Annotated in this window: 25 protein-coding genes and 1 tRNA gene; 17 read left to right on the plus strand and 9 right to left on the minus strand. The window is 33.8% G+C overall.

What is annotated here, in order from left to right; genetic code table 11:
- Together Q0075_RS10510 and Q0075_RS10515 are read right to left on the minus strand one after the other, a co-directional pair.
- Window positions 1–310, minus strand: a 310-nt coding sequence (locus Q0075_RS10510) for a Mur ligase domain-containing protein (protein ID WP_297869486.1), incomplete at its 3' end; no start/stop codon positions are given.
- A gap of 82 nt (window positions 311–392) precedes the next feature.
- Window positions 393–1,025 carry a thymidine kinase gene (locus Q0075_RS10515; protein WP_297869466.1) on the minus strand — a complete coding sequence of 211 codons (633 nt, stop codon included), beginning with the start codon at window positions 1,023–1,025 and terminating at the stop codon, window positions 393–395.
- Window positions 1,026–1,126: 101 nt separating this feature from the next.
- On the opposite strand from Q0075_RS10515, the gene Q0075_RS10520 reads away from it, so the two are divergent.
- Both Q0075_RS10520 and rsmI read left to right on the plus strand, forming a co-directional pair.
- The gene (locus Q0075_RS10520; RefSeq protein WP_297869467.1) at window positions 1,127–2,110 is read left to right on the plus strand and encodes a hypothetical protein; all 984 of its coding nucleotides are present in this window, start codon (window positions 1,127–1,129) and stop codon (window positions 2,108–2,110) included.
- Window positions 2,111–2,385: 275 nt separating this feature from the next.
- The gene (gene rsmI, locus Q0075_RS10525; protein ID WP_297869468.1) at window positions 2,386–3,057 is read left to right on the plus strand and encodes a 16S rRNA (cytidine(1402)-2'-O)-methyltransferase; all 672 of its coding nucleotides are present in this window, start codon (window positions 2,386–2,388) and stop codon (window positions 3,055–3,057) included.
- Between the two features lie 3 nt (window positions 3,058–3,060).
- On the opposite strand, the gene Q0075_RS10530 is transcribed toward rsmI, so the two are convergent.
- A complete protein-coding gene (locus tag Q0075_RS10530; protein ID WP_297869469.1) occupies window positions 3,061–3,366 on the minus strand; it encodes a hypothetical protein in 306 nt (101 codons plus the stop codon).
- A 96-nt stretch (window positions 3,367–3,462) separates the two neighbouring features.
- On the opposite strand from Q0075_RS10530, the gene Q0075_RS10535 reads away from it, so the two are divergent.
- From Q0075_RS10535 to Q0075_RS10545, 3 genes are all read left to right on the plus strand, one after another.
- Window positions 3,463–3,888, plus strand: a complete 426-nt coding sequence (locus tag Q0075_RS10535; RefSeq protein WP_297869470.1) for an OsmC family protein — start codon at window positions 3,463–3,465, stop codon at window positions 3,886–3,888.
- Window positions 3,889–4,123: 235 nt separating this feature from the next.
- Window positions 4,124–5,824 carry a single-stranded-DNA-specific exonuclease RecJ gene (gene recJ / locus Q0075_RS10540; RefSeq protein ID WP_297869471.1) on the plus strand — a complete coding sequence of 567 codons (1,701 nt, stop codon included), beginning with the start codon at window positions 4,124–4,126 and terminating at the stop codon, window positions 5,822–5,824.
- A complete protein-coding gene (locus tag Q0075_RS10545) occupies window positions 5,817–7,073 on the plus strand; it encodes an MFS transporter (protein WP_297869472.1) in 1,257 nt (418 codons plus the stop codon). The genes recJ and Q0075_RS10545 overlap by 8 nt, the downstream gene beginning before the upstream one ends.
- Here Q0075_RS10545 and Q0075_RS10550 read toward each other — a convergent pair.
- From Q0075_RS10550 to rbfA, 3 genes are read right to left on the minus strand one after another with little or no spacing between them, the layout of a single operon-like run.
- Complete coding sequence (locus Q0075_RS10550) at window positions 7,070–7,822, minus strand: UDP-2,3-diacylglucosamine diphosphatase (protein ID WP_291109025.1); 753 nt, start codon at window positions 7,820–7,822, stop codon at window positions 7,070–7,072. The genes Q0075_RS10545 and Q0075_RS10550 overlap by 4 nt on opposite strands.
- Before the next feature lie 34 nt (window positions 7,823–7,856).
- Window positions 7,857–9,056: an FtsX-like permease family protein gene (locus Q0075_RS10555; protein ID WP_297869473.1), complete on the minus strand. Its 1,200-nt coding sequence runs from the start codon at window positions 9,054–9,056 to the stop codon at window positions 7,857–7,859.
- Window position 9,057: 1 nt separating this feature from the next.
- Window positions 9,058–9,450, minus strand: a complete 393-nt coding sequence (gene rbfA, locus Q0075_RS10560) for a 30S ribosome-binding factor RbfA (RefSeq protein WP_297869474.1) — start codon at window positions 9,448–9,450, stop codon at window positions 9,058–9,060.
- 114 nt (window positions 9,451–9,564) lie between these two features.
- On the opposite strand from rbfA, the gene mce reads away from it, so the two are divergent.
- The 3 genes from mce (at window position 9,565) to Q0075_RS10575 (ending at window position 10,479) form a co-directional block, all read left to right on the plus strand.
- On the plus strand, window positions 9,565–9,966 hold the full coding sequence (gene mce / locus Q0075_RS10565) for a methylmalonyl-CoA epimerase (RefSeq protein ID WP_297869475.1): 402 nt from the start codon (window positions 9,565–9,567) through the stop codon (window positions 9,964–9,966).
- 59 nt (window positions 9,967–10,025) lie between these two features.
- Window positions 10,026–10,099, plus strand: a tRNA-Ile gene (locus Q0075_RS10570).
- A 179-nt stretch (window positions 10,100–10,278) separates the two neighbouring features.
- A complete protein-coding gene (locus Q0075_RS10575) occupies window positions 10,279–10,479 on the plus strand; it encodes a hypothetical protein (RefSeq protein ID WP_297869476.1) in 201 nt (66 codons plus the stop codon).
- A 12-nt stretch (window positions 10,480–10,491) separates the two neighbouring features.
- Here Q0075_RS10575 and Q0075_RS10580 read toward each other — a convergent pair whose 3' ends face one another.
- The gene (locus Q0075_RS10580; protein ID WP_297869477.1) at window positions 10,492–11,082 is read right to left on the minus strand and encodes a riboflavin synthase; all 591 of its coding nucleotides are present in this window, start codon (window positions 11,080–11,082) and stop codon (window positions 10,492–10,494) included.
- 58 nt (window positions 11,083–11,140) lie between these two features.
- Here Q0075_RS10580 and pdxA point away from each other — a divergent pair, with 58 nt between their 5' ends.
- The 6 genes from pdxA (at window position 11,141) to accC (ending at window position 16,139) form a co-directional block, all read left to right on the plus strand.
- Window positions 11,141–12,190, plus strand: a complete 1,050-nt coding sequence (gene pdxA / locus Q0075_RS10585) for a 4-hydroxythreonine-4-phosphate dehydrogenase PdxA (RefSeq protein WP_297869478.1) — start codon at window positions 11,141–11,143, stop codon at window positions 12,188–12,190.
- Window positions 12,191–12,271: 81 nt separating this feature from the next.
- Window positions 12,272–12,811, plus strand: a complete 540-nt coding sequence (locus Q0075_RS10590; RefSeq protein ID WP_297869479.1) for a DUF177 domain-containing protein — start codon at window positions 12,272–12,274, stop codon at window positions 12,809–12,811.
- A gap of 9 nt (window positions 12,812–12,820) precedes the next feature.
- On the plus strand, window positions 12,821–13,015 hold the full coding sequence (gene rpmF, locus Q0075_RS10595; protein WP_231842507.1) for a 50S ribosomal protein L32: 195 nt from the start codon (window positions 12,821–12,823) through the stop codon (window positions 13,013–13,015).
- A gap of 164 nt (window positions 13,016–13,179) precedes the next feature.
- Window positions 13,180–14,175: a beta-ketoacyl-ACP synthase III gene (locus Q0075_RS10600; protein ID WP_297869480.1), complete on the plus strand. Its 996-nt coding sequence runs from the start codon at window positions 13,180–13,182 to the stop codon at window positions 14,173–14,175.
- Between the two features lie 27 nt (window positions 14,176–14,202).
- A complete protein-coding gene (accB, locus tag Q0075_RS10605; protein WP_297869481.1) occupies window positions 14,203–14,685 on the plus strand; it encodes an acetyl-CoA carboxylase biotin carboxyl carrier protein in 483 nt (160 codons plus the stop codon).
- Window positions 14,686–14,789: 104 nt separating this feature from the next.
- Window positions 14,790–16,139 (plus strand): acetyl-CoA carboxylase biotin carboxylase subunit, encoded by a 1,350-nt coding sequence (gene accC, locus Q0075_RS10610; protein WP_297869482.1) that lies wholly within the window; start codon window positions 14,790–14,792, stop codon window positions 16,137–16,139.
- A gap of 37 nt (window positions 16,140–16,176) precedes the next feature.
- Here accC and Q0075_RS10615 read toward each other — a convergent pair whose 3' ends face one another.
- Window positions 16,177–16,692 carry a hypothetical protein gene (locus tag Q0075_RS10615; RefSeq protein WP_366798459.1) on the minus strand — a complete coding sequence of 172 codons (516 nt, stop codon included), beginning with the start codon at window positions 16,690–16,692 and terminating at the stop codon, window positions 16,177–16,179.
- A 71-nt stretch (window positions 16,693–16,763) separates the two neighbouring features.
- Complete coding sequence (locus tag Q0075_RS10620; protein WP_297869483.1) at window positions 16,764–18,665, minus strand: S9 family peptidase; 1,902 nt, start codon at window positions 18,663–18,665, stop codon at window positions 16,764–16,766.
- 81 nt (window positions 18,666–18,746) lie between these two features.
- Between Q0075_RS10620 and Q0075_RS10625 the strand changes: the two genes are divergently transcribed.
- The 3 genes from Q0075_RS10625 to Q0075_RS10635 form a co-directional block, all read left to right on the plus strand.
- Entirely contained in the window at window positions 18,747–19,982 is a 1,236-nt protein-coding gene (locus Q0075_RS10625; RefSeq protein WP_297869488.1) for a dicarboxylate/amino acid:cation symporter, read from the plus strand.
- A 1-nt stretch (window position 19,983) separates the two neighbouring features.
- Window positions 19,984–20,676 (plus strand): VTT domain-containing protein, encoded by a 693-nt coding sequence (locus Q0075_RS10630; RefSeq protein ID WP_297869484.1) that lies wholly within the window; start codon window positions 19,984–19,986, stop codon window positions 20,674–20,676.
- The coding region (locus tag Q0075_RS10635; protein WP_297869485.1) for an FAD-dependent oxidoreductase at window positions 20,676–21,327 on the plus strand (652 nt) is incomplete at its 3' end. The genes Q0075_RS10630 and Q0075_RS10635, both read left to right, overlap by 1 nt.

Below are 21,327 nucleotides of genomic sequence, written 5' to 3' on the forward strand. Positions count from 1 at the left end.
TCGGACTTAATAAGAAATTCAACCATTCTTTTACGATGGTTTTTCCGTTGCTTCCCGTAATTCCCACAAATGGAAAATCGAATTGTTTTCGGTAGCCAATAGCAGTTTGTTGTAGCGCTTTTAACGAATTTTCAACGATAATGAAATTCGCTTTTTCGTATACATGTTCCGGAATATATTCTACCACAAAATAGCGAACGCCTTTTGCAATCAACTCTTCCAAGTACAAATGTGCATCGTGATTTTGTCCTTTGATAGCAAAAAACAAAGTGTTGCTTCCATTTTGTAACGAACGGCTGTCAATCGAAATATGACTTGCGGTAAACTCAGTCGAATTTCCGTGAAAAACGCCTTTACAAAATGAAATAATATGAGTAAGGTTGAGATTCAATTTATTGGTTATCTTCTTTTTGCTTGTTTACAATTTCAACATCTTTTACTTCCATGTTTTCACGCATGGCTTTAAAATAGGCAGCACGACTTAACGGTTCATATTCTTCTGTTTCGCCAAGCATAACCAATCTTTTATCATCCGATTTTCTAAAACTATAATGCGCTAAATTTCCGGTACGAGTACAAACGGCGTGCACTTTGGTAACATATTCGGCTGTAGCCATAAGTCCAGGCATCGGTCCGAACGGATTTCCTTTAAAATCCATGTCCAATCCAGCCACGATAACTCGAATTCCCGAGTTGGCTAAATCATTACAAACGGCAACAATTTCTTCGTCGAAAAACTGCGCTTCGTCAATACCTACGACATCGCAGCCTTGAGCTAAAATTCGAATATTTTCAGCAACAGGAACTGGTGTAGAACGAATTTCATTTTTGTTGTGCGAAACCACCATTTCGTCGTCATATCTTGTATCGACAGCCGGTTTGAAGATTTCTACTTTTTGTTTAGCAAATTGAGCGCGTTTTAAGCGGCGAATTAATTCTTCGGTTTTACCCGAAAACATGGAGCCACAAATTACTTCAATCCAGCCAAATTGTTCTTGTTGATTTACGGTATTTTCGAGAAACATTTTGTATCTTTCGTACGTTAAAAATTATTTTCTGTTACATTTGTAATCAAAACAAAATTATTAAAAAAGTATCGATATATTCAATTCCATCCAATAAAGTTATGAAGAAAAGAGTAAGCGCTGAATTAATCAGTATTGCCCACCGAATTTTAAAGTTGAAAAACCATTCAGAAACCGTTCAATTGCAGCAAGAAGCTAAAAATTTGTACGATCAATTAACGATTTTACGCTTTTATGAAGAGAATTTCGAATTGGTGAAAAACGAAATTTCAGAAGAAGTTTTAGAAGCGAAATTAGAAGGAAAGCAAGCCGATATTTTTGAACAACCAATCGCGGTTGTGGAAGAAATTGCACCTGAAAGGGAAGTAGAGGTTGATTCCGAAGTTTCGGAACCAATTGCAGAAGAAAAAGTGGAAGAAACTCCAGTAGAAGAAGAAAAAATTGTGGTGGCGGAGTTAATCGTTGAAGATGATGAAGACGAAGAGGAGGAAGTATTGATTACTTCAATGGATGAAGAACCAATTGAAGAGGAAATTATCGAAGAAGCACCAGTTGCCGCTTCCGAAGTTTCGGAACCAAAAACTAAGGAGCCAGCGAAACAAATTTCGTTTGAAGATTTATTGGTACACGATTACCAAGAATTGGATTTTGTGAAGGTAGAAGACGTTCCAGCAGAAGTTGAAAAAGTTACTGAAACTGTTTTTGAAGCTCTAATGCCAGTTGAAGAAGTTAAGGAAGAAATTCAAGCTGAACCAATTTTTGCTGAAGAACCAAAAGTATTAGAAGAAGAAGTTAAAGTAACTTTTGAAAAAGTAAGCCAAGAACCAAAAAACAGTTCGTTAAATGATAGATTGAATAAGGCTATTACTTTTGGCTTAAATGATAGAATTGGATTTGAAAAGAAATTATTTGGTGGTAGTTCGGATGATTTTAACCGTGTGGTTTCGCAATTGAATACGTTTGATAGTTTTGAAGAAGCAAAAGCTTTCGTAGATGATTTCGTAAAGCCGGATTATAACAATTGGGAAGGTGCTGAAGAATTCGAAACGCGTTTCATGGAAATTGTGGAGAAAAAGTTTAGTTAGTTTTTAGTCGCAGTCTCAGTTTTCAGTCACAGATTTCTTTTGTGAATTTGTGCTAATTCTTGAAGTTCGAGTTTTTAATTTAACCACATAGAAACATAGTTTTTTTATTGTTTGAGTTTTGTTTAGCCTACATAGTTAATTCGTGCTAATTCTTGAAGTTCGAGTTTTTAGTTTAACCACATAGAAACATAGGTTTTTTTATTGTTTGAGTTTTTCTTAGCCTACATAGTTAATTCGTGCTAATTCGTGAAATTTGTGTTTATAAATAGTTTTAAATGAGTAAATTATATATCGTTCCAACGCCAATTGGCAATTTAGAAGACATGACTTTTCGTGCTATTAAAGTACTAAAAGAAGTCGATTTAATTTTAGCAGAAGACACGCGTACCAGCGGAAAATTGCTAAAACACTTCGAAATTGCTACACACATGCACAGCCACCACATGCACAACGAACACAAAACCGTTGAAAATTTGGTGAAGCGTTTACAAGCAGGCGAAACCATTGCTTTAATTAGCGATGCGGGAACTCCAGCAATATCTGACCCAGGTTTTTTGCTTACGCGCGCTTGTGTAGAAAACGGAATTGCCGTGGAATGTTTGCCAGGCGCAACTGCTTTTGTACCGGCTTTAGTAAATAGTGGTTTACCCAATGATAAATTCGTATTCGAAGGCTTTTTACCCGATAAAAAAGGAAGACAAACCCGATTTTTAGCCTTACAAGAAGAATATCGCACCATGATTTTCTATGTATCGCCACACAAATTAAACAAAACCTTAGCCGAATTTGCACAATATTTCGGGACCGACAGACCGGTTTCTGTTTCTCGAGAATTATCCAAATTACACGAAGAAACCGTAAGAGGAACTGCCGAAGAAGTACTAAAACACTTTGAAGCGAAACCAGCTAAAGGGGAAATTGTTGTGGTTGTGGGAGGTAAAAAATGATTTCTATAAACTAGCATTTTTTTCAATTTGAGCATTAATTTTATCTTGTTTTTTTAATCTTTCAAATTCTTCTTCAATATTTACATAAAGTTCTTTTTTGCTTGGTTCAATAATTAAAAAAGGTCTGAAAAGACTAATAATTGCTATTATATTTAAAGGATTTTTGACAAATTCTATAATTTCAATAGAATTTGTGTGATTTTCTTTTTCAATTAGTTTTGAAATTCCAATAATTATTATCAGATAAATGATGACTTTTTTGTTGATTTTGATTCTTCTTTCTGGGTTTTTGTAATACTTTTTGCTCATTTGTAAAAGATTAATTAATTTGTTATATAATTAAAACATAAAAACACTTTTTCTGTTACAAAAAGTAATTTGCTTAAATTTGAAAAAAATGAATCTATGGAAACACACAATATAATCACCACCTGGAAAGGTAACATGCAATTTGAGTCCACGAACCCTAGTGGCGATATTATTTCAATTGATGCTGGTCCTGAAAATGGAGGCGAAGGAAAAGGCTTGCGTCCAAAAGCGTTGATGTTATCGGCTTTAGCGGGTTGCACGGGTTTAGATGTAGCTTCTTTAATGGAAAAAATGAAGTTAGAAGTAGCCGATTTCAAAATTGAAACTTCAGGTGAACTAACTGAAGAACATCCAAAAACGTATCACAAAGTAAAAGTAGATTATCATTTTTATGGTGGTAATTTAGATGAGAAAAAACTTGAAAAAGCTGTGAATTTATCGGTTGAAAAATACTGTGGTGTAATGGAAATGTTCCGACAATTTGCAAAAGTTGAGGTGGCGATTTTTTATCATAGAATTTAATTAAAAGGGTTTACCACATAGAAACATAGATAAAAAAGTTAGTTTTAGTTCATGCTGAATACACAAAGCCTATCTAACCTATAAAAAGTGTAACAACTATTTTGATAAAAATCAACCTATGTTTCTATGTGGTTAATTTTTTTCATTAAGTAAATTCAAAAATATTTATACCTTTGTCATTTAAGTATATAAGCCAAAATAAAATAATTCATAATTTTTAATTCGTAATTAAACTATGCGTTGGAATCCAAAATCTAAGCCAAATCCAGAAAAAGTACAAGCCATTCAGCAAGCACTTCAAGTCGATGAAATTATTGCGACACTTTTAGTTCAAAGAGGAATCGAAACCTTCGAACAAGCCAAAACCTTTTTTCGTCCCACTTTAGCCGATTTGCACAATCCGTATCTCATGAAAGATATGGACAAAGCTGTGGCGCGAATCGAAAAAGCCATTGCTAACAACGAAAATATCTTAGTTTTCGGTGATTACGATGTTGATGGAACAACCGCTGTTTCCTTAGTTTCTAGTTATTTACGAAGTTTTTATCCGAATGTTGCAACTTACATTCCTGATAGATATGCAGAAGGTTATGGCATTTCCTATGTGGGAATTGACTATGCCGAAGACAACGATATTTCCTTAATCATCGCTTTGGATTGTGGTATCAAATCGATTGACCACGTAAATTACGCCAAAGCAAAAAACATCGATTTTATTATTTGCGACCATCACCGACCAGGTGATATATTGCCTGATGCGATTGCAGTTTTAGATCCAAAACGAGAGGATTGTTCGTATCCGTATGACGAATTGTGTGGTTGTGGTGTAGGATTCAAATTAATTCAAGCTTTAGCCGAAAATCGAAACCAAACCATTGAAGATTTAGTAGAATATTTAGATTTAGTAGCGACTGCAATTGCGGCTGATATTGTTCCGATTAATGGTGAAAATCGAGTATTGGCGAAATTTGGTTTGGAAGTGATTAATTCTAACCCACGACCAGGAATAAAAGCATTGATTCAAAATGTGAAGAAAAAAGCACTGACGATAACGGATGTGGTTTTCATCGTAGCGCCAAGAATCAATGCCGCTGGAAGAATCAAACATGGAAATGAAGCGGTAGCTTTATTAACGGAATACGATTTAGACCAAGCCGAACAATTCGCTTCCGAAATCGAGCAACATAATTCCGATAGAAAAGAATTAGACAAACAAATTACTAAAGAAGCCTTACTTCAAATCGAAGAAAATAACGAACAAAACCGATTTTCAACTGTTGTATATCAAGAAAATTGGCATAAAGGTGTAATTGGAATTGTTGCTTCAAGATTGGTAGAAAATTACTATCGTCCAACTATTGTTTTTACAAAAAGTGGTGAAAAATTAGCAGCTTCGGCACGTTCTGTAAAAGATTTTGACGTGTATAATGCATTGGAAGCTTGTGCCGAACATTTGGAACAATTCGGAGGTCACATGTATGCGGCTGGAATGACGCTTTTGGAAGAAAACTACGAAAATTTCAAAAATGCTTTCGAAAAAGTCGTGCAAGAAACCATTCACCCGGATTTGTTAACTCCAGAAATTTCATACGATGCCGAAATCGAATTATCCGAAATCAATTCGAAATTGATGCGCTTATTAAAACAATTCGAACCTTTCGGACCTGAAAATATGACACCTTTGTTTTTAGCAAAAGGATTGACAGATTCAGGCTATGCGAAAACATTGGGTTCGGATAACGAACATTTGAAAGCATTCGTAAAACAAGGAAATTCGGAATCTTTTGGAGCTATTGGTTTTGGATTGGGAAATAAATTAGATTGGGTTGCCAACAAAAATAAATTTGATGCAATTTTCTCTTTAGAAGAAAATGAATGGAAAGATACTGTAACTTTGCAACTGCAATTACGCGATATCAATGCTTCAAATGGCTAAAAAAGACCCATTTTCATCTTTACGAATACCCGAATTTCGCTGGTTTTTAGCCATGCGATTGTTTATTGTATTGGCCTGGTCGATGCAATTTGTATTGATTGAGTGGGAAGTGTATCGTATCACGAAAGACCCGCTATCATTGGGATTAATTGGTTTAATGGAAATCATTCCTGCAATAAGTATGGCGTTGTTTGCTGGACATATTGTAGATCAAAATGAAAAGAAAGGTTTGCTAATCAAATGTTTTTCTGGATTAGCAACAATCAGTGCTTTGATGTGTTTGTTAGTGCATCCGAATTTTATCAATTCTTTTTCAAAAAATACTATTTTGTACGGAATTTACGCTCTAGTTTTTGTAGGCGGAATCATTCGTGCGTTTTTAATTCCGTCGGTTTTTAGTTTGTTAGGATTGATTATTCCCAAAAAAGAACAACCTAATGCGGCGACATGGAGTAGTTCTACTTGGCAAGTTGCGGCTGTAATTGGTCCAGCATTGGCGGGATTCGCTATTGGTTGGGTTGGTGCGTTTTGGTCGTTGGTTTTTGTAGTTTTTTGTGTGATTATGGCTTTAATCGTATTGACACAAATTGAAAGAAAACCGATTTTAAATCCAAAAATAGGCGAACCCATTTTTAAAAGTTTGAAAGAAGGGTTGTCTTTTGTCATTAGTTCAAAGCCAATTTTAAATGCAATTTCTTTAGATATGTTTGCGGTTTTGTTTGGTGGAGCCGTTGCTTTATTACCCATTTTTGCACAAGATATATTAAAAGTCGGTTCGGAAGGTTTTGGAATTTTAAGAGCTGCTCCAGCTATCGGTGGCTTAATTACTATGTTGATTTCAACTTCAATCCCGTTACATCAAAAAGCGGGTAAAAAGTTATTGTTAGCTGTTTTTGGATTTGGAGTTTGTATTATTGTTTTCGGATTATCGACTAACTTTTGGTTATCTGTAGTAGCTTTATTTTTAAGTGGCGTTACGGATGGAATTTCAGTAGTTATTCGTCAAACGATTCTTCAAATTTACACACCTGATCACATGCGTGGACGCGTTTCTTCTGTGAATTCAATTTTCGTAGGTTCTTCAAATGAATTAGGTGCTTTTGAAAGTGGATTGGCTTCCAAAATTATGGGAGTAGTTCCAGCTGTTGTTTTTGGTGGCATGATGACTTTAGGAATTGTGGGAGTTACTGCTGTAGCCTCACCAAAATTCAGAGAATTGGATATCGAAAAAGATTTGGAAACGATTTAATTTTTAAATTCTTTTAATTCCATTTTTTCGCCATCAAAAACGCCATAGGTGAAATACCCAATCCAATCGCCTAAGTTGATGTATTTCGAATTTTCGGTTAATTCAATTTCTAAAGGTAAATGACGGTGGCCAAAAACAAAGTAATTGTACTCTTTAGTTTCTAACTTTCGTTTACAATATTGAACCAACCATTCATTATCTTCTCCTAAATATTTTACATCTTCTACGCCTGAAATCAGTTTGTTTTTTACGGATAAATATTGGGCTAATTTCACACCAATATCAGGGTGTAGCCAACGAAACAGCCATTTTGAAAACGGATTGGTGAAGACTTTTTTCATTCGTTTGTAACCCATATCACCTGGTCCTTTTCCATCGCCGTGACCAATTAAGAATGTTTTTCCGTTAAATGTGAATTCTTGATTATCGTGATAAACAGGTATGTTTAACTCTTTTTGAAAATAATCACTCATCCATAAGTCGTGATTCCCAACGAAGAAATAAATTGGAATACCAGAGTCTTTAATTTCGGCTAATTTCCCCAAAACTCTAACGAATCCTTTTGGGACAACGGTTTTGTATTCAAACCAAAAATCGAATAAATCGCCAAGTAAAAAGATAGCATCTGCATCTTGCTTAACTACATCTAACCATTGAATGAATTTTTGTTCTCTTGGAAAACTTAATTCTGGTGTTGGAGCGCCAAAGTGTTGATCGGAGGCGAAGTAGATTTTTCTTGTTGCTTTCAATTTTTCGAATAGTTTTAACAAAAATACATAAAAATTACGAAAGAATTTTTTTATTCACCGTTCCAGAGGCAATCCAAGAAGATATTATACCTAAAATAGCTATTGTCATAATAACAATTAAGATGTTTTGCCATTCAAAAAGAACAGGATAAGGCATGCTAGGTGTAATCATAATAAAAGCAAAGTGTTGCTGAAGTAAAATTATAGCAATTGCTAATGATAACCCTAATATTAATCCAAATATGGTGATGAGAATTCCTTGTGTAAAAAAAATGGAACGGATTGAAGTCTGAGTTAGCCCTAAGTTGAATAAGGTTTTAAGATTTTCTCTTTTATCAATTATAATCATTACGATAGCTCCAGCTAAACAAAATAATGTTAGAATTACAACTAATGTGCTAAATAAATAAATGAACAGATTTTCAGATTGAAGCATCTTGTAAAGTGAATCGTTTAGCTGAGTTCTGTTTTTTATTTTTATAGAATTACCAAAAATAGAGTTAAGTTCTTCTCTGGCTTTATTTTCGTCAGAATTAGGTTTTAATTTGATTTCAAGATTTGTAATCTCGTTATTTTTCATAGTTAAAAAATGTTGGGCTAGTCCAATAGAACAAAAAACATATTTACCATCTAATTCTTCATTGATAGAGTAAATACCAGAGGGAAATAGTAAAGTTTTATTAAAAGCTTCGCTTGGATTTTCAATATCTCCTTTTCCAGGTTTTGGGACGTAGGCTTCAAGTGCATTATTATAGTCAAATAAACCTAAACCTAATTTTCTGCTTATATCAGCACCAATAACTACATTTTCAGAATTATTTTCAAACCATTCTCCTGCATATAAATGCTTATTGAAATCTGTTACTTTTACAAACTGATTATCAACACCTTTAATATGTGCTACTAACTCTTTGTTGTCGTACATAAAGTAAACACGTTCTTCAATTATTTTGGAAAAAGAAGCAATGTATTTGCTTTTATGTAATAATTCTTCTTGTTTATGATTTACAGAAAAAGTTTTGCCTGAATTAGTTTCTACTCGTAAATCAGGATTAGAAATATTTGCAAAGTTTAAGCTAAATTCTTTTAATCCGCTAAAAACAGATAAAAATACAAATAAGGCCATAGTGCTTGCAATGATGCCTACTGAAGCAATACCTGTTATGATATTGATTGCTTTGTTTTTACTAAAACTTATAGCATAACGCTTAGCTATGTAGAAGGAAAGTTTCAATTTATGATTTCTTTCTTTTGTCTAATAAATCTCTGTTTTCAATAGGATTCTCTTCTCCAGACAAAGCCTTGTCGATTTTTTCAATATAATCTAAACTATCGTCGATATAGAAAATTAAACTAGGAACTTTACGTAATTGATTTTTTACACGTTGTGCTAAATCGTGTTTGATAAGCGGAGAGTTACTTTTAATAGCAGCTAAAATTTCGGAAGCTTTTTCTGTTGGGAAAATACTCAAATGTATTTTTGCAATGGACAAATCTGAGGTTACATTCACTTTTGAAACCGAAATTACTAAATTATTGATGTTATTTTTACGGATTTCACCTTGTAAAATTGATACTAAATCATTTTGTAAAAGTGCTCCTATTTTTTTTTGTCTATTTGTTTCCATGCTGCAAAAATACAAAAAAATTAACAAGCAAAATTTCTTTAACTCTTCATAAAGATATTGGCTAGTCTCAGTAACAATTTTTGTTAACTTTGTTCCAATCAAAATTAAATATTAATGAGAAAAATAGAGCATATAGGTATTGCGGTAAGAAACTTAAAGGATTCAAATCTGCTTTTTGAGAAATTATTTGGTAATCCACCTTATAAGGAAGAGGAAGTGGCAAGTGAGGGTGTAAAAACTTCTTTTTTTAAGAATGGACCAAATAAGATCGAATTGTTAGAAGCAACAAATTCCGAAAGTCCAATAGCTAAATTTTTAGAAAAAAAAGGAGAAGGGATTCATCATATTGCTTTCGATGTCGAAAATATTTTAGAAGAAATCTCCCGTCTTAAACAAGAGGGTTTTGTTGTTTTGAATGAAATTCCAAAGAAAGGTGCTGACAATAAATTGGTTGCGTTTCTTCATCCAAAGGGTACAAATGGGGTTTTGATAGAGCTATGTCAAGAAATTAAATAAAGTTGCAAAAAAGATTTGCGTTCCATAAAAAATAGTCTTAATATTGCAGCTTTAATATTGGTCCTATAGCTCAGTTGGTTAGAGCACCTGACTCATAATCAGGTGGTCCCTGGTTCGAGCCCAGGTGGGACCACTTAAAAAAATCATTTCAGATTGGTTTTTTAGTTTTTTGAAAATAGCTTGTTAAGTATAACAAAAAAATATCCGTCGTTTAATAAACTAGTTTGTTGCAGTTAACAAATTATTAAGGATTACTCTTTAGTTAGTGATGTATATACATAGATTATACTTTTGCCCCCAATTAGAATAAATATGAATAAAATTATAGTGATTATTGTAGTACTTTTTGGTATTCATAGTATTTTTGCTGCAGGAACTAATCCTCCTCCTCCTACACCGCCACCTCCTCCAGGGTTGCCACTAGATAGTATGGCTATAATACTTTTTTTTCTAGCATTGGTTTTAGGATTCTATTCTTTGAAAAAATATATTTTTATAAAAAAAGGCTCTTAATTGGAGCCTTTTTTATTTTCTTAAATCATTCAGTCTATTTACATATTTTCCAATTACATCAAATTCTAAATTCACTGTGGTGCCAATTTGGAATCTATTGAAGTTAGTGTGGTCAAAGGTATATGGAATAATTGCTACACTAAAAGTATTTAATCCCGAATTTACAACTGTTAAACTCGTCCCGTTAACAGTAATCGAACCTTTTTCAATAGTGATGTTGTTTAATGATGCGTCATATTCAAAGGTAAAAACCCAACTCCCATTCGCTTCTTTGATGTTGGTACATGTGCCAGTTTGGTCCACATGGCCTTGTACGATGTGACCGTCTAATCTGTCACCTAATTTCATCGCACGTTCAAGGTTGACAATGTCTCCTATTTTCCAACTTCCAATTGAAGTTTTATCAATGGTTTCTTTAATTGCGGTTACAGTGTAATTTTTGTTTTCGATTTTCACTACCGTTAAACAAATGCCATTATGTGCTACGCTCTGATCAATTTTTAATTCATGAGTAATGTCGGATTCCACCGTTACATGCAGGTTTTCCTGATCTTTTTCGATTTCTTTTATAATTCCGAGGGTTTCTATAATTCCGGTAAACATAACTGATTTAATTTTACTAAATTTGCACATCAAAAGTAAGCAATAAATCACATTTGTCATGGTTAAAAAAGCAGAAAATATAATTGTAGGAATTTCGATTGGAGATTTAAATGGTATTGGAAGCGAAGTTATTTTAAAAACATTTGAAGATACTCGAATGTTGGAATTGTGTACGCCAGTAATTTTTGCAAATGCTAAGATTGTTTCTTTTTTGAGAAAAGAGCTGAATGTTGATATTGCGATTCATGGAATTGATAAAATTGAGCAATTAGTTGTTGGAAAAATTAACGTACTTAATGTTTGGCGAGAAGGAGTAAATCTTGAACTAGGGAAAAACGATGATGTTGTAGGAAGTTATGCCATTAAATCATTTGTTGCCGCAACAAAAGCTTTAAAAGAGGGTTTAGTAGATGTTCTAGTGACTGCGCCTATTAATAAGTACAATATCCAATCAGAAGATTTTAAATTTCCTGGTCATACCGATTATCTAGATAAAGAATTGGAAGGTGATGCTTTAATGTTGATGGTGCATGATGATATACGTGTTGGCTTACTGACTGATCACGTTCCAGTAAATGAAGTGGCAAAACATTTGAATGAAAAATTAATTTCGAGTAAAATCAAAACGATTATTCAAACGTTAAAACAAGATTTTGAAATCGAAAAACCAAAAGTAGCGGTTTTAGGATTAAATCCACATTCGGGTGATAATGGTGTAATTGGTCAAGAAGAGGAAAAAATTATTAAACCAGCTTTGAAAAAATTATTTGAAGCAGGAAATATGGTTTTCGGACCTTTTTCTGCTGACGGGTTTTTTGGTTCGGCACAATATGAGAAATATGATGCGGTTATTGCAACGTATCACGATCAAGGGTTAATTCCGTTTAAAACATTATCGTTTGGCAACGGAGTAAATTATACAGCTGGATTGAATAAAATTAGAACTTCTCCCGATCATGGAACTGCTTATGAAATTGCAGGTAAAGGAGTGGCTAATCACGAGTCATTTAAAGAGGCGGTTTATTTAGCAATTGATATTTTTAAGAAAAGAAATGACTATCAAGAGCTGATAAAGAACCCTTTAAAAACAAAAGAAAAACAGTTATAAACAAAAAAATGTTTACAACTAGTTTGAATTTATAAATATTTTATATCTTTGCACACCTTTTAAAAAGGTAAAACTGTTGTTATGAACAATTTAAAAGAATATTTAATTCCATTCGTGGGATTAAAAATAGGGAAGCATCAGTTTGATTATCAAATAGATAATACGTTCTTTAAAAACTTTGATTACGACGAATTTAATGACGTTTCAGTCAAAGTTGATATTGTTTTAGAGAAAAAAAGCACCATGCTTGAGCTTGATTTCAAACACAAAGGAACTGTAAATGTGCCTTGTGATGTTTCAGGTGAAGAGTTTGATTTGCCAATTAAGGGAAAATTAAAACTTTTAGTTAAGTTTGGAGATGCCTTTAATGATGAAAATGAGGAGTTGCTCATTTTGCCTCATGGCGAATTTCAAGTAAATGTAGCACAGTATATTTATGAGTCGATCATATTATCAGTGCCTTTGCGAAGAATACATCCTGGTGTTAAAGATGGTTCGCTATCTGATGTAATTGAAAAATTAGAATCGCTTTCTCCAAAAGAACATAAGAAAGAAGAACAACAAAATAATGATATTGACCCTAGATGGGAGAATTTAAAAAAACTATTAACGGATAAATAAAATAGAACAATGGCACATCCTAAGAGAAGACAGTCGTCTACAAGAAGAGATAAAAGAAGAACGCATTACAAAGCAACAGTTGCTCAAATTGCTACTTGTCCTGTAACTGGTGAGGCTCACTTATACCATAGAGCTTACTGGCATGAAGGTAAAATGTACTACAGAGGTCAAGTTGTAATTGATAAAACAGAAGCTGTAGCTTAATTGTATAAAAAAAATAGAGAAAACTCTCACATCGTGAGAGTTTTTTTGTTAAATACCTATTCGAGTTTGTAATAATACAATTCGAATAGGATTCGTTTGAAATTTTTTTTGTAATTTCCACCACTTTTTGAATTTTAAAATCCAAAAAGAAAAATTAATCGAAGATGAATAAAATAACAGCAGCAATTACGGCAGTAGGTTCTTATGTTCCTGACTATGTTTTGTCGAATCAAGTGTTAGAAACGTTAGTAGATACTAATGATGAATGGATTACCACTCGTACCGGAATTAAAGAAAGACGATTGTTAAAAGAAGAAGGAAAAGGAACTTCTTTCATGGCAATTAAAGCCGCTCAAAATTTATTAGAAAAAGCAAACTTAGATCCAAAAGATATCGATTTGGTAATCATGTCAACAGCAACTCCAGATATGCCGGTAGCTTCAACAGGAGTTTTTGTAGCAACAGAAATTGGAGCAACAAATGCCTTTGCTTTTGACTTGCAAGCTGCTTGTTCAAGTTTTTTATATGGAATGTCAGTTGCTTCTGCATATATCGCATCAGGTAAATACAAAAAAGTTTTATTGATTGGTTCTGATAAAATGTCATCGATTATCGATTACACAGATCGCGCTACTTGTATCATCTTCGGTGATGGAGCAGGAGCGGTATTGTTTGAACCTAACACAGAAGGATTAGGACTTCAAGATGAAATCTTAAAAAGCGATGGAATCGGAAGAGAATTTTTAAAAATTGAAGCAGGTGGTTCTATTCTGCCTCCTTCTGAAGAAACTGTAAAAAACAAGCAACATTTTGTTTTCCAAGACGGTAAAACAGTTTTTAAATATGCTGTTTCTGGAATGGCTGATGTAAGTGAGAAAATCATGGAGCGCAATAATTTATCTCATGATGATGTCAATTGGTTAGTGGCGCACCAAGCCAACAGAAGAATTATTGATGCTACTGCAAATCGCATGGGATTAGACGAAGCTAAAGTTCTAATCAACATTCAAAAATACGGAAATACTACTTCGGCAACCCTACCTTTATTATTATCAGATTTCGAAAACCAATTGAAAAAAGGAGATAACATTATCTTTGCAGCTTTTGGTGGTGGATTCACATGGGGTGCTATCTATTTAAAATGGGCTTACACTAAATAATAACAAAACTAAACTAAATCAAATATTATGGATATTAGAGAGATTCAAAACCTAATCAAATTTGTAGCTAAATCAGGTGCTACAGAAGTAAAATTAGAAATGGACGATTTTAAAATCACCATAAAAACAACTGCTGAAGGGACAGAAAGTACAACAACTTATGTACAGCAAATGCCTATGCAAGCGGCTCCTCAGGTTGCGGCTCCACAAGTTGTAGCTACTCCAGCAGCAGCTTCATCAGCAGCTCCAGCGGCGGACGACAATTCAAAATATGTAACAGTAAAATCACCAATTATTGGTACTTTCTATAGAAAACCAGCTCCAGACAAACCAATGTTTGTTGAAGTAGGTTCAACTATCAATAAAGGAGATGTACTTTGTGTAATTGAAGCAATGAAATTATTCAACGAAATCGAATCTGAAATTGCTGGTAAAATTGTAAAAGTTTTAGTAGATGATTCATCTCCAGTTGAATTTGATCAACCATTATTCTTAGTTGATCCATCATAATAAAGTTAGAAGTTAGAAATTTGAAATTAGAAGTTTTCAGTTTTTCTGAATTCTAAATTCTAAATTCTAAATTCAGAATGGTCTAATTATCTAATTAAAAAAACATGTTTAAAAAAATATTAATTGCCAATAGAGGTGAAATTGCACTACGTGTAATTAGAACTTGTAGAGAAATGGGCATCAAAACGGTTGCGGTTTATTCAACTGTTGATGCTGAAAGTTTACACGTAAAATTTGCTGATGAAGCGGTTTGTATTGGACCTGCACCGAGTAAAGATTCTTACTTAAAAATGTCAAATATTATAGCTGCTGCCGAAATTACAAATGCAGACGCTATTCACCCAGGATACGGATTCTTATCTGAGAATGCTAAGTTTTCAAAAATTTGTCAAGAGCATGGTATCAAGTTTATTGGTGCTTCTCCAGAAATGATTGAAAAAATGGGAGATAAAGCTACAGCAAAATCAACGATGATTGAAGCTGGAGTTCCATGTGTTCCAGGTTCTGAAGGGATTTTAGAAGATTTCGAACAAGCTAAAAAAGTAGCAAAAGAAATTGGATATCCTGTAATGATGAAAGCTACCGCTGGTGGTGGTGGTAAAGGAATGCGTGCTATTTGGAAAGAAGAAGATTTAGAAAAAGCATGGGAAAGTGCGCGTCAAGAAGCAGCTGCAGCCTTCGGAAATGATGGTATGTACATGGAAAAACTGATTGAAGAGCCACGTCATATCGAAATTCAAGTAGTTGGAGATTCTTACGGAAAAGCATGTCACCTTTCGGAAAGAGATTGTTCAGTTCAACGTCGTCACCAAAAATTAACTGAAGAAACGCCTTCTCCATTCATGACAGATGAATTGCGTGAAAAAATGGGAACAGCAGCTGTTAAAGCAGCAGAGTATATTAAATATGAAGGTGCTGGAACAGTTGAATTCTTAGTTGACAAACACAGAAATTTCTACTTCATGGAAATGAATACACGTATCCAAGTAGAACATCCTATTACGGAGCAAGTAGTTGATTACGATTTAATTCGTGAGCAAATTTTAGTAGCAGCTGGTGTGCCAATTTCGGGTAAAAATTATTATCCACAATTACACTCTATTGAATGTCGTATTAACGCTGAAGATCCTTATAATGATTTCCGTCCTTCGCCAGGTAAAATTACGGTTTTACACGCGCCAGGAGGACACGGAGTGCGTTTAGATACACATGTTTACGCTGGATATACAATTCCACCAAATTATGACTCTATGATTGCTAAGTTGATTACAACTGCTCAAACTAGAGAAGAGGCTATCAATAAAATGAAGCGTGCTTTAGATGAGTTCGTAATCGAAGGAATCAAAACTACCATTCCATTCCACAGACAATTAATGGACGAACCAGATTATGTGGCTGGAAATTATACTACAAAATTCATGGAATCTTTTGTAATGAAAGACCCTCAAGAATAAAAAAGCAAAAAGCGATTTCAATTTGAAATCGCTTTTTTTATCCTAAACTTTTAATTAATTCGTCAATTTCTATTTTCTGATTTTCATACTTCAATCGCAACGGATTGGCTTCTTTTTCAGAACGGTTGTAATAAATCATCGCTTTTTCTGCAAAAAACTTTTGATGATGCACAGAAGCCTTCGGAATTAAAGGAAACTCTTTGTGAAACAACATTTCGTAATACGCTTGCCATTCGCGTTCGTTTTTGTCTTGCATGGCAACTCCTGGTGCTTTTTGTTTTACGTGCATCATTTCGTGAGCCAATAAATTCAAAACCAAAACCAAAGAAAATGAAAACGTATTTTTAGGAATTCTAACGATTTGAGGTCCGCCAATGATGCCTTCAGCTGTCATTAAAATACTGTCGGGTTGAATTTCATCTCTAAATTCAAATCCTCCAAAATTGGGATGTTCCATTTCATACATCTTTAAAAGCCACAAACCCGCTTCTTTCACTAAATCATGTTTGTGAAAGGTTTTGATAGTGAGTTCTATGTCTTGGAAAAGCATCATTTTCAAGGTCAAAAATCAAATTCAAGAACAAGAACAATTTGAAAATTGAACTTGCTCTTGCCCTTGAACTTTTAAAGCGTTTCTTTCAACCAACCAAAAAATTCTCTTTGCCAAACCAACGCATTTTGAGGTTTTAATACCCAATGATTTTCATCTGGGAACAATAAGAATTTACTTTTAATCCCTTTTAATTGTGCGGCTTGAAAAGCTTCTTGTCCTTGTCCAATTGGCACTCGGTAATCTTTTCCACCTTGGATAATTAAAATTGGCGTATTCCAATTGTTGATCAACTTAATTGGGTTGAATTCGTTATACGTTTTTTGCGCTTTTGCATTATCTTTTTCCCAATAAGCGCCACCGGAATCCCAATTCGTAAAGAAAACTTCTTCTGTAGTTCCATACATACTTTCCGTATTGAAAATACCACAGTGCGAAATGAACGTTTTGAAACGATTATTATGAATTCCAGCCAATTGAAATACAGAATAACCCCCGTAACTCGCACCCACAGCACCTAAGCGCGTTTTATCTACGTATGATTCTTTTGCTACATCATCAATTGCGGCTAAGTAATCATCCATAACTTGTCCGCCCCAATCGCCTGAAATTTGTTCGTTCCAAGCCGTTCCGTGTCCGGGCATTCCTCTACGATTTGGTGCCACAATTACATAACCTTGCGAAGCCATTAATTGGAAATTCCAACGGAAAGAATACGATTGTGTCAACGCACTTTGTGGTCCACCTTGACAGTATAAAAGCGCTGGATATTTTTTAGTTTTATCGAAATTTGGAGGTAAAATTACCCAAACCAACATTTTTTTACCATCTGTAGTTGTAACCCAACGTTTTTCTGTTTTACAAGAAGCGATTTTAGCGTAAGCTTCATCGTTTACTTTCGTAATTTGTTTCCAAGTTTTCTTAGCTAAATCATAAGAATATACTTCTGGAGCGTGATTCATATCATTTCGAGTTACTAATACTGTAGTTCCTGAAAAACCTACAATCGCATTCACATCAAAATCGCCATCGGTTAATTGCGTTACACGAACTGCAATTTTCGTTAAACCAGGGAAATTGACTTCAAAAAGTTGTTTTGTTCCTTTAATTGGTGCAATAAAATACACTTTTTTCCCATCGGTACTCCAAGTAAAACTGTCCACTGTTCCGTCCCAACCCGCAGTTAAATTAATGTCTAATCCTCTATGACGAACGATAATATCGTTTTTATCCGCTTCAAAACCATCGCGCTTCATTTGTAACCAAGACAAATCGCCTTTTGGAGAAAAAACTGGATGCGTATCGTAACCTAAATTGCTTTCGGTAAGGTTTTTAGTAGTTTTGGTTGCTAAATCGTATTCGTATAAATCGGTGTTCGTGCTTGTTGCATAAGCTGTTCCGGCTTTCTTTTTACAAACGTAGATGATTTTTGTCCCATCAGTTGACCAAATATAATCTTCATCGCCACCAAAAGGTTTTTGGGGTGCATCATAAGGTTCGTTTGGCATAATGTCAATTCCAACCGCATCTTTTTTATTTTCCGAATAGAAAACGTGGTTGTGTGTTCCGTCATTCCAAGTATCCCAATGACGATAATCTAATCCAGTATATACTTGAGCCGTAGTTTTTGATAATTCTGGATAAAGGTCTTTTCCTAATAATTTTTCTACCTTAACTTCTTTTGAAAATAAAAGGTTTTTCCCATCAGGAGAAATATTTTTATCAGCTAATAATGATTTGTAATCTTCCACTAATGTAGCATTACCACCTTGAACGGGAATTGTATAATATTTTGAATTGATTTTGTTTTCTTCAATAGAAGGTGTTCCAACTTTATAAATTAAAAGTTTTCCGTCTTTCGAAATTCCTAAAGGTGTAACTCTTCCTAATTGCCATAAGGTTTCTGGAGTTAGGTTTTGTTGTGAAAATGTACTCATACTTATCATGCTGAAAATGAGAAAAATGTAATTTTTCATATCTGTTATTTTTAAAACGAAGCTAAATGTAGCAATTTTTTCAAAAAATATCCCTATTTTCACAATCTTAAAAATTTACAGATTGTGAAAAATAATAAACTATTCATTTTAATTATCATATCGCTTGTAATTGGTGTTGCAATGGGTGGAATTGTACACTACCAGTTTCCAGATTCAATTGATACTTTTTCAAAAAATATAAAATTACTAGGAACTATATTCATACGTTTAGTTCAAATGATTATTGCACCATTAGTGTTTTCAACTTTAGTAGTTGGAATTGCTAAAATGGGCGATATGAAAATGGTTGGGCGAGTAGGTGCTAAAGCAATGGCATGGTTTATTTCTGCTTCACTGATTTCATTACTTCTTGGAATGGTTTTAGTTAACTTTTTTGCTCCCGGAAAAGGAACTTCTATTAAGTTAGAAGATACTTCTAGTGCTTCTGAATTGTTAGAAAATTCAAAAGGATTTTCTTTAGAAGAATTTGTGAAGCATGTAATTCCAAAGAGTTTATTTGAAGCTTTGGCAACCAATGAAATTCTTCAAATTGTAATTTTTTCTATCTTATTTGGTGTGGCTTTGGCAGCATTTTCAAAAAAAGAAGCAAAACCTATTTTGAAATTACTAGATACAGTGTCTCACGTAGTTTTAAAAATGGTTACATATATCATGTGGACAGCACCATTAGGAGTTTTAGGAGCAGTTGCAGGAGCTATAGCAAAACATGGCTTTGAAGTTTTCACGTTGTATGCAAAATATTTAGGTGCCTTTTTTGTTGGGATTTTAGTATTGTGGTTATTGTTGCTTTTAGTGGGGTACATTATTTTAGGGAAACGATTATTTGTCTTGTTAGAAAGAATCAAAAGTCCATTGTTAATTGCTTTTTCAACTACTAGTAGTGAGGCTGTTTTTCCAAAAATGGTTGAAGAATTAGAACGCTTTGGTTGTCAACCCAAAATTGTGTCATTTACCTTACCTCTAGGTTATTCGTTTAACTTAGATGGTAGCATGATGTACATGACTTTTGCTAGTATTTTTATTGCGCAAGTGTATGGAATTGATATGTCAATAGGCGAACAATTGACCATGTTATTGGTTTTAATGTTAACAAGTAAAGGAGTTGCAGGTGTACCAAGAGCCTCTTTAATTGTTGTAGTAGCTACTTGTGCTATGTTTGGAATTCCGCCTGAAGGAATTGCCTTAATTTTACCAATTGATCATTTTTGTGATATGGCAAGAAGTATGACGAATGTTTTAGGAAATGCATTGTCAACAGCTGCTATAGATAAATGGGAATCTAAACCTGAAGAATAACATGGATAATTTTCATTGGACCAAACTTTTTAATCCTGAATTCTACATTACTATGGAAGTAGGTGGAATTCCTATTGGCATTTACATGGTTTTATTCATCGTTTTTGCCGAAACAGGCTTATTTGCAGGATTCTTTTTACCAGGTGATAGTCTTTTGTTTCTTTCGGGAATTTACAGTCGCGAATTGGTAGAAACCTTTTTCATGATTCCAAGCGATTTGTCTAATGTTACCATTTTGGCATTGTTGATTGCTACAGCAGCAACTTTAGGAAATATTTTTGGGTATTGGTTTGGTGCAAAAAGTGGTCAGTTTTTATATAATAAAGAGGATAGTTTCTTTTTCAAAAAGAAATATTTATACGAATCACAAGCTTTTTTTGAAAAACATGGTGGAAAAGCTATCATATTTGCTCGTTTTTTACCAATAGTAAGAACATTTGTGCCTATCATAGCAGGAATTGTTCATATGGAAAAAGGGAAATTTATGTTTTATAACGTATTGAGTTCGCTTTTATGGTCGTTTCTTTTAGTTTTTGCTGGACATTATTTGTACGGTTTCTTTAACGAAGAATTTGGTATTGATTTAAAGAAACATATTGAAACGATTATTTTAATTTTAATTGCTGTAACTTCTTTTCCATTGATAATGAAAGCTATTAAAGCCAGAAAAAAGACTGCTAATACGCAAGAATAATGCAACTTAGTTATTGGGAAATAAAAAATTGGTTTTCTAATGTCGATTTTACTATCGTAGGTAGTGGAATTGTGGGTTTGCATACCGCATTAGCTTTGCGTGAACGATTCCCTTCTGCCAAAATTCTAGTTCTCGAAAAAGGTGTTTTACCTCAAGGTGCGAGTACAAAAAATGCTGGATTTGCCTGCTTTGGAAGTATTTCCGAAATCATAGACGATTTAAAAACCCATACCGAAGAAGAAGTCATTCAACTCATTCAAAAACGATATGCAGGATTGCAATTGCTTCGAAAAAATCTAGGTGATTCTGTAATTGATTTAAAAGCTTATGGCGGTTACGAATTATTTTTGAAAGAAGACGAATCGTTCTATAACGAATGTATTCAGAAAATTCCATTTATCAATGATATCATAAAACCGCTTTTTAAAACCGATGTTTTTTCAAAAGAAGTAGATCGATTTAATTTTGGAGGTATTTTCGAAAATTTAATCTTCAATCCGTTCGAAGCACAAATTGATACTGGAAATATGATGCAAGCGTTACTAAAAAAAGTACATCAAAATGACATCCTGATTTTAAACAGTCAAACGGTAACGAGTTTTCAAGAAGTAAACGATGGTGTTGAGGTGGAAACCAATGGAATTTCTTTTA

Source organism: uncultured Flavobacterium sp. (genome assembly GCF_937967675.1).
Classification (GTDB): domain Bacteria; phylum Bacteroidota; class Bacteroidia; order Flavobacteriales; family Flavobacteriaceae; genus Flavobacterium.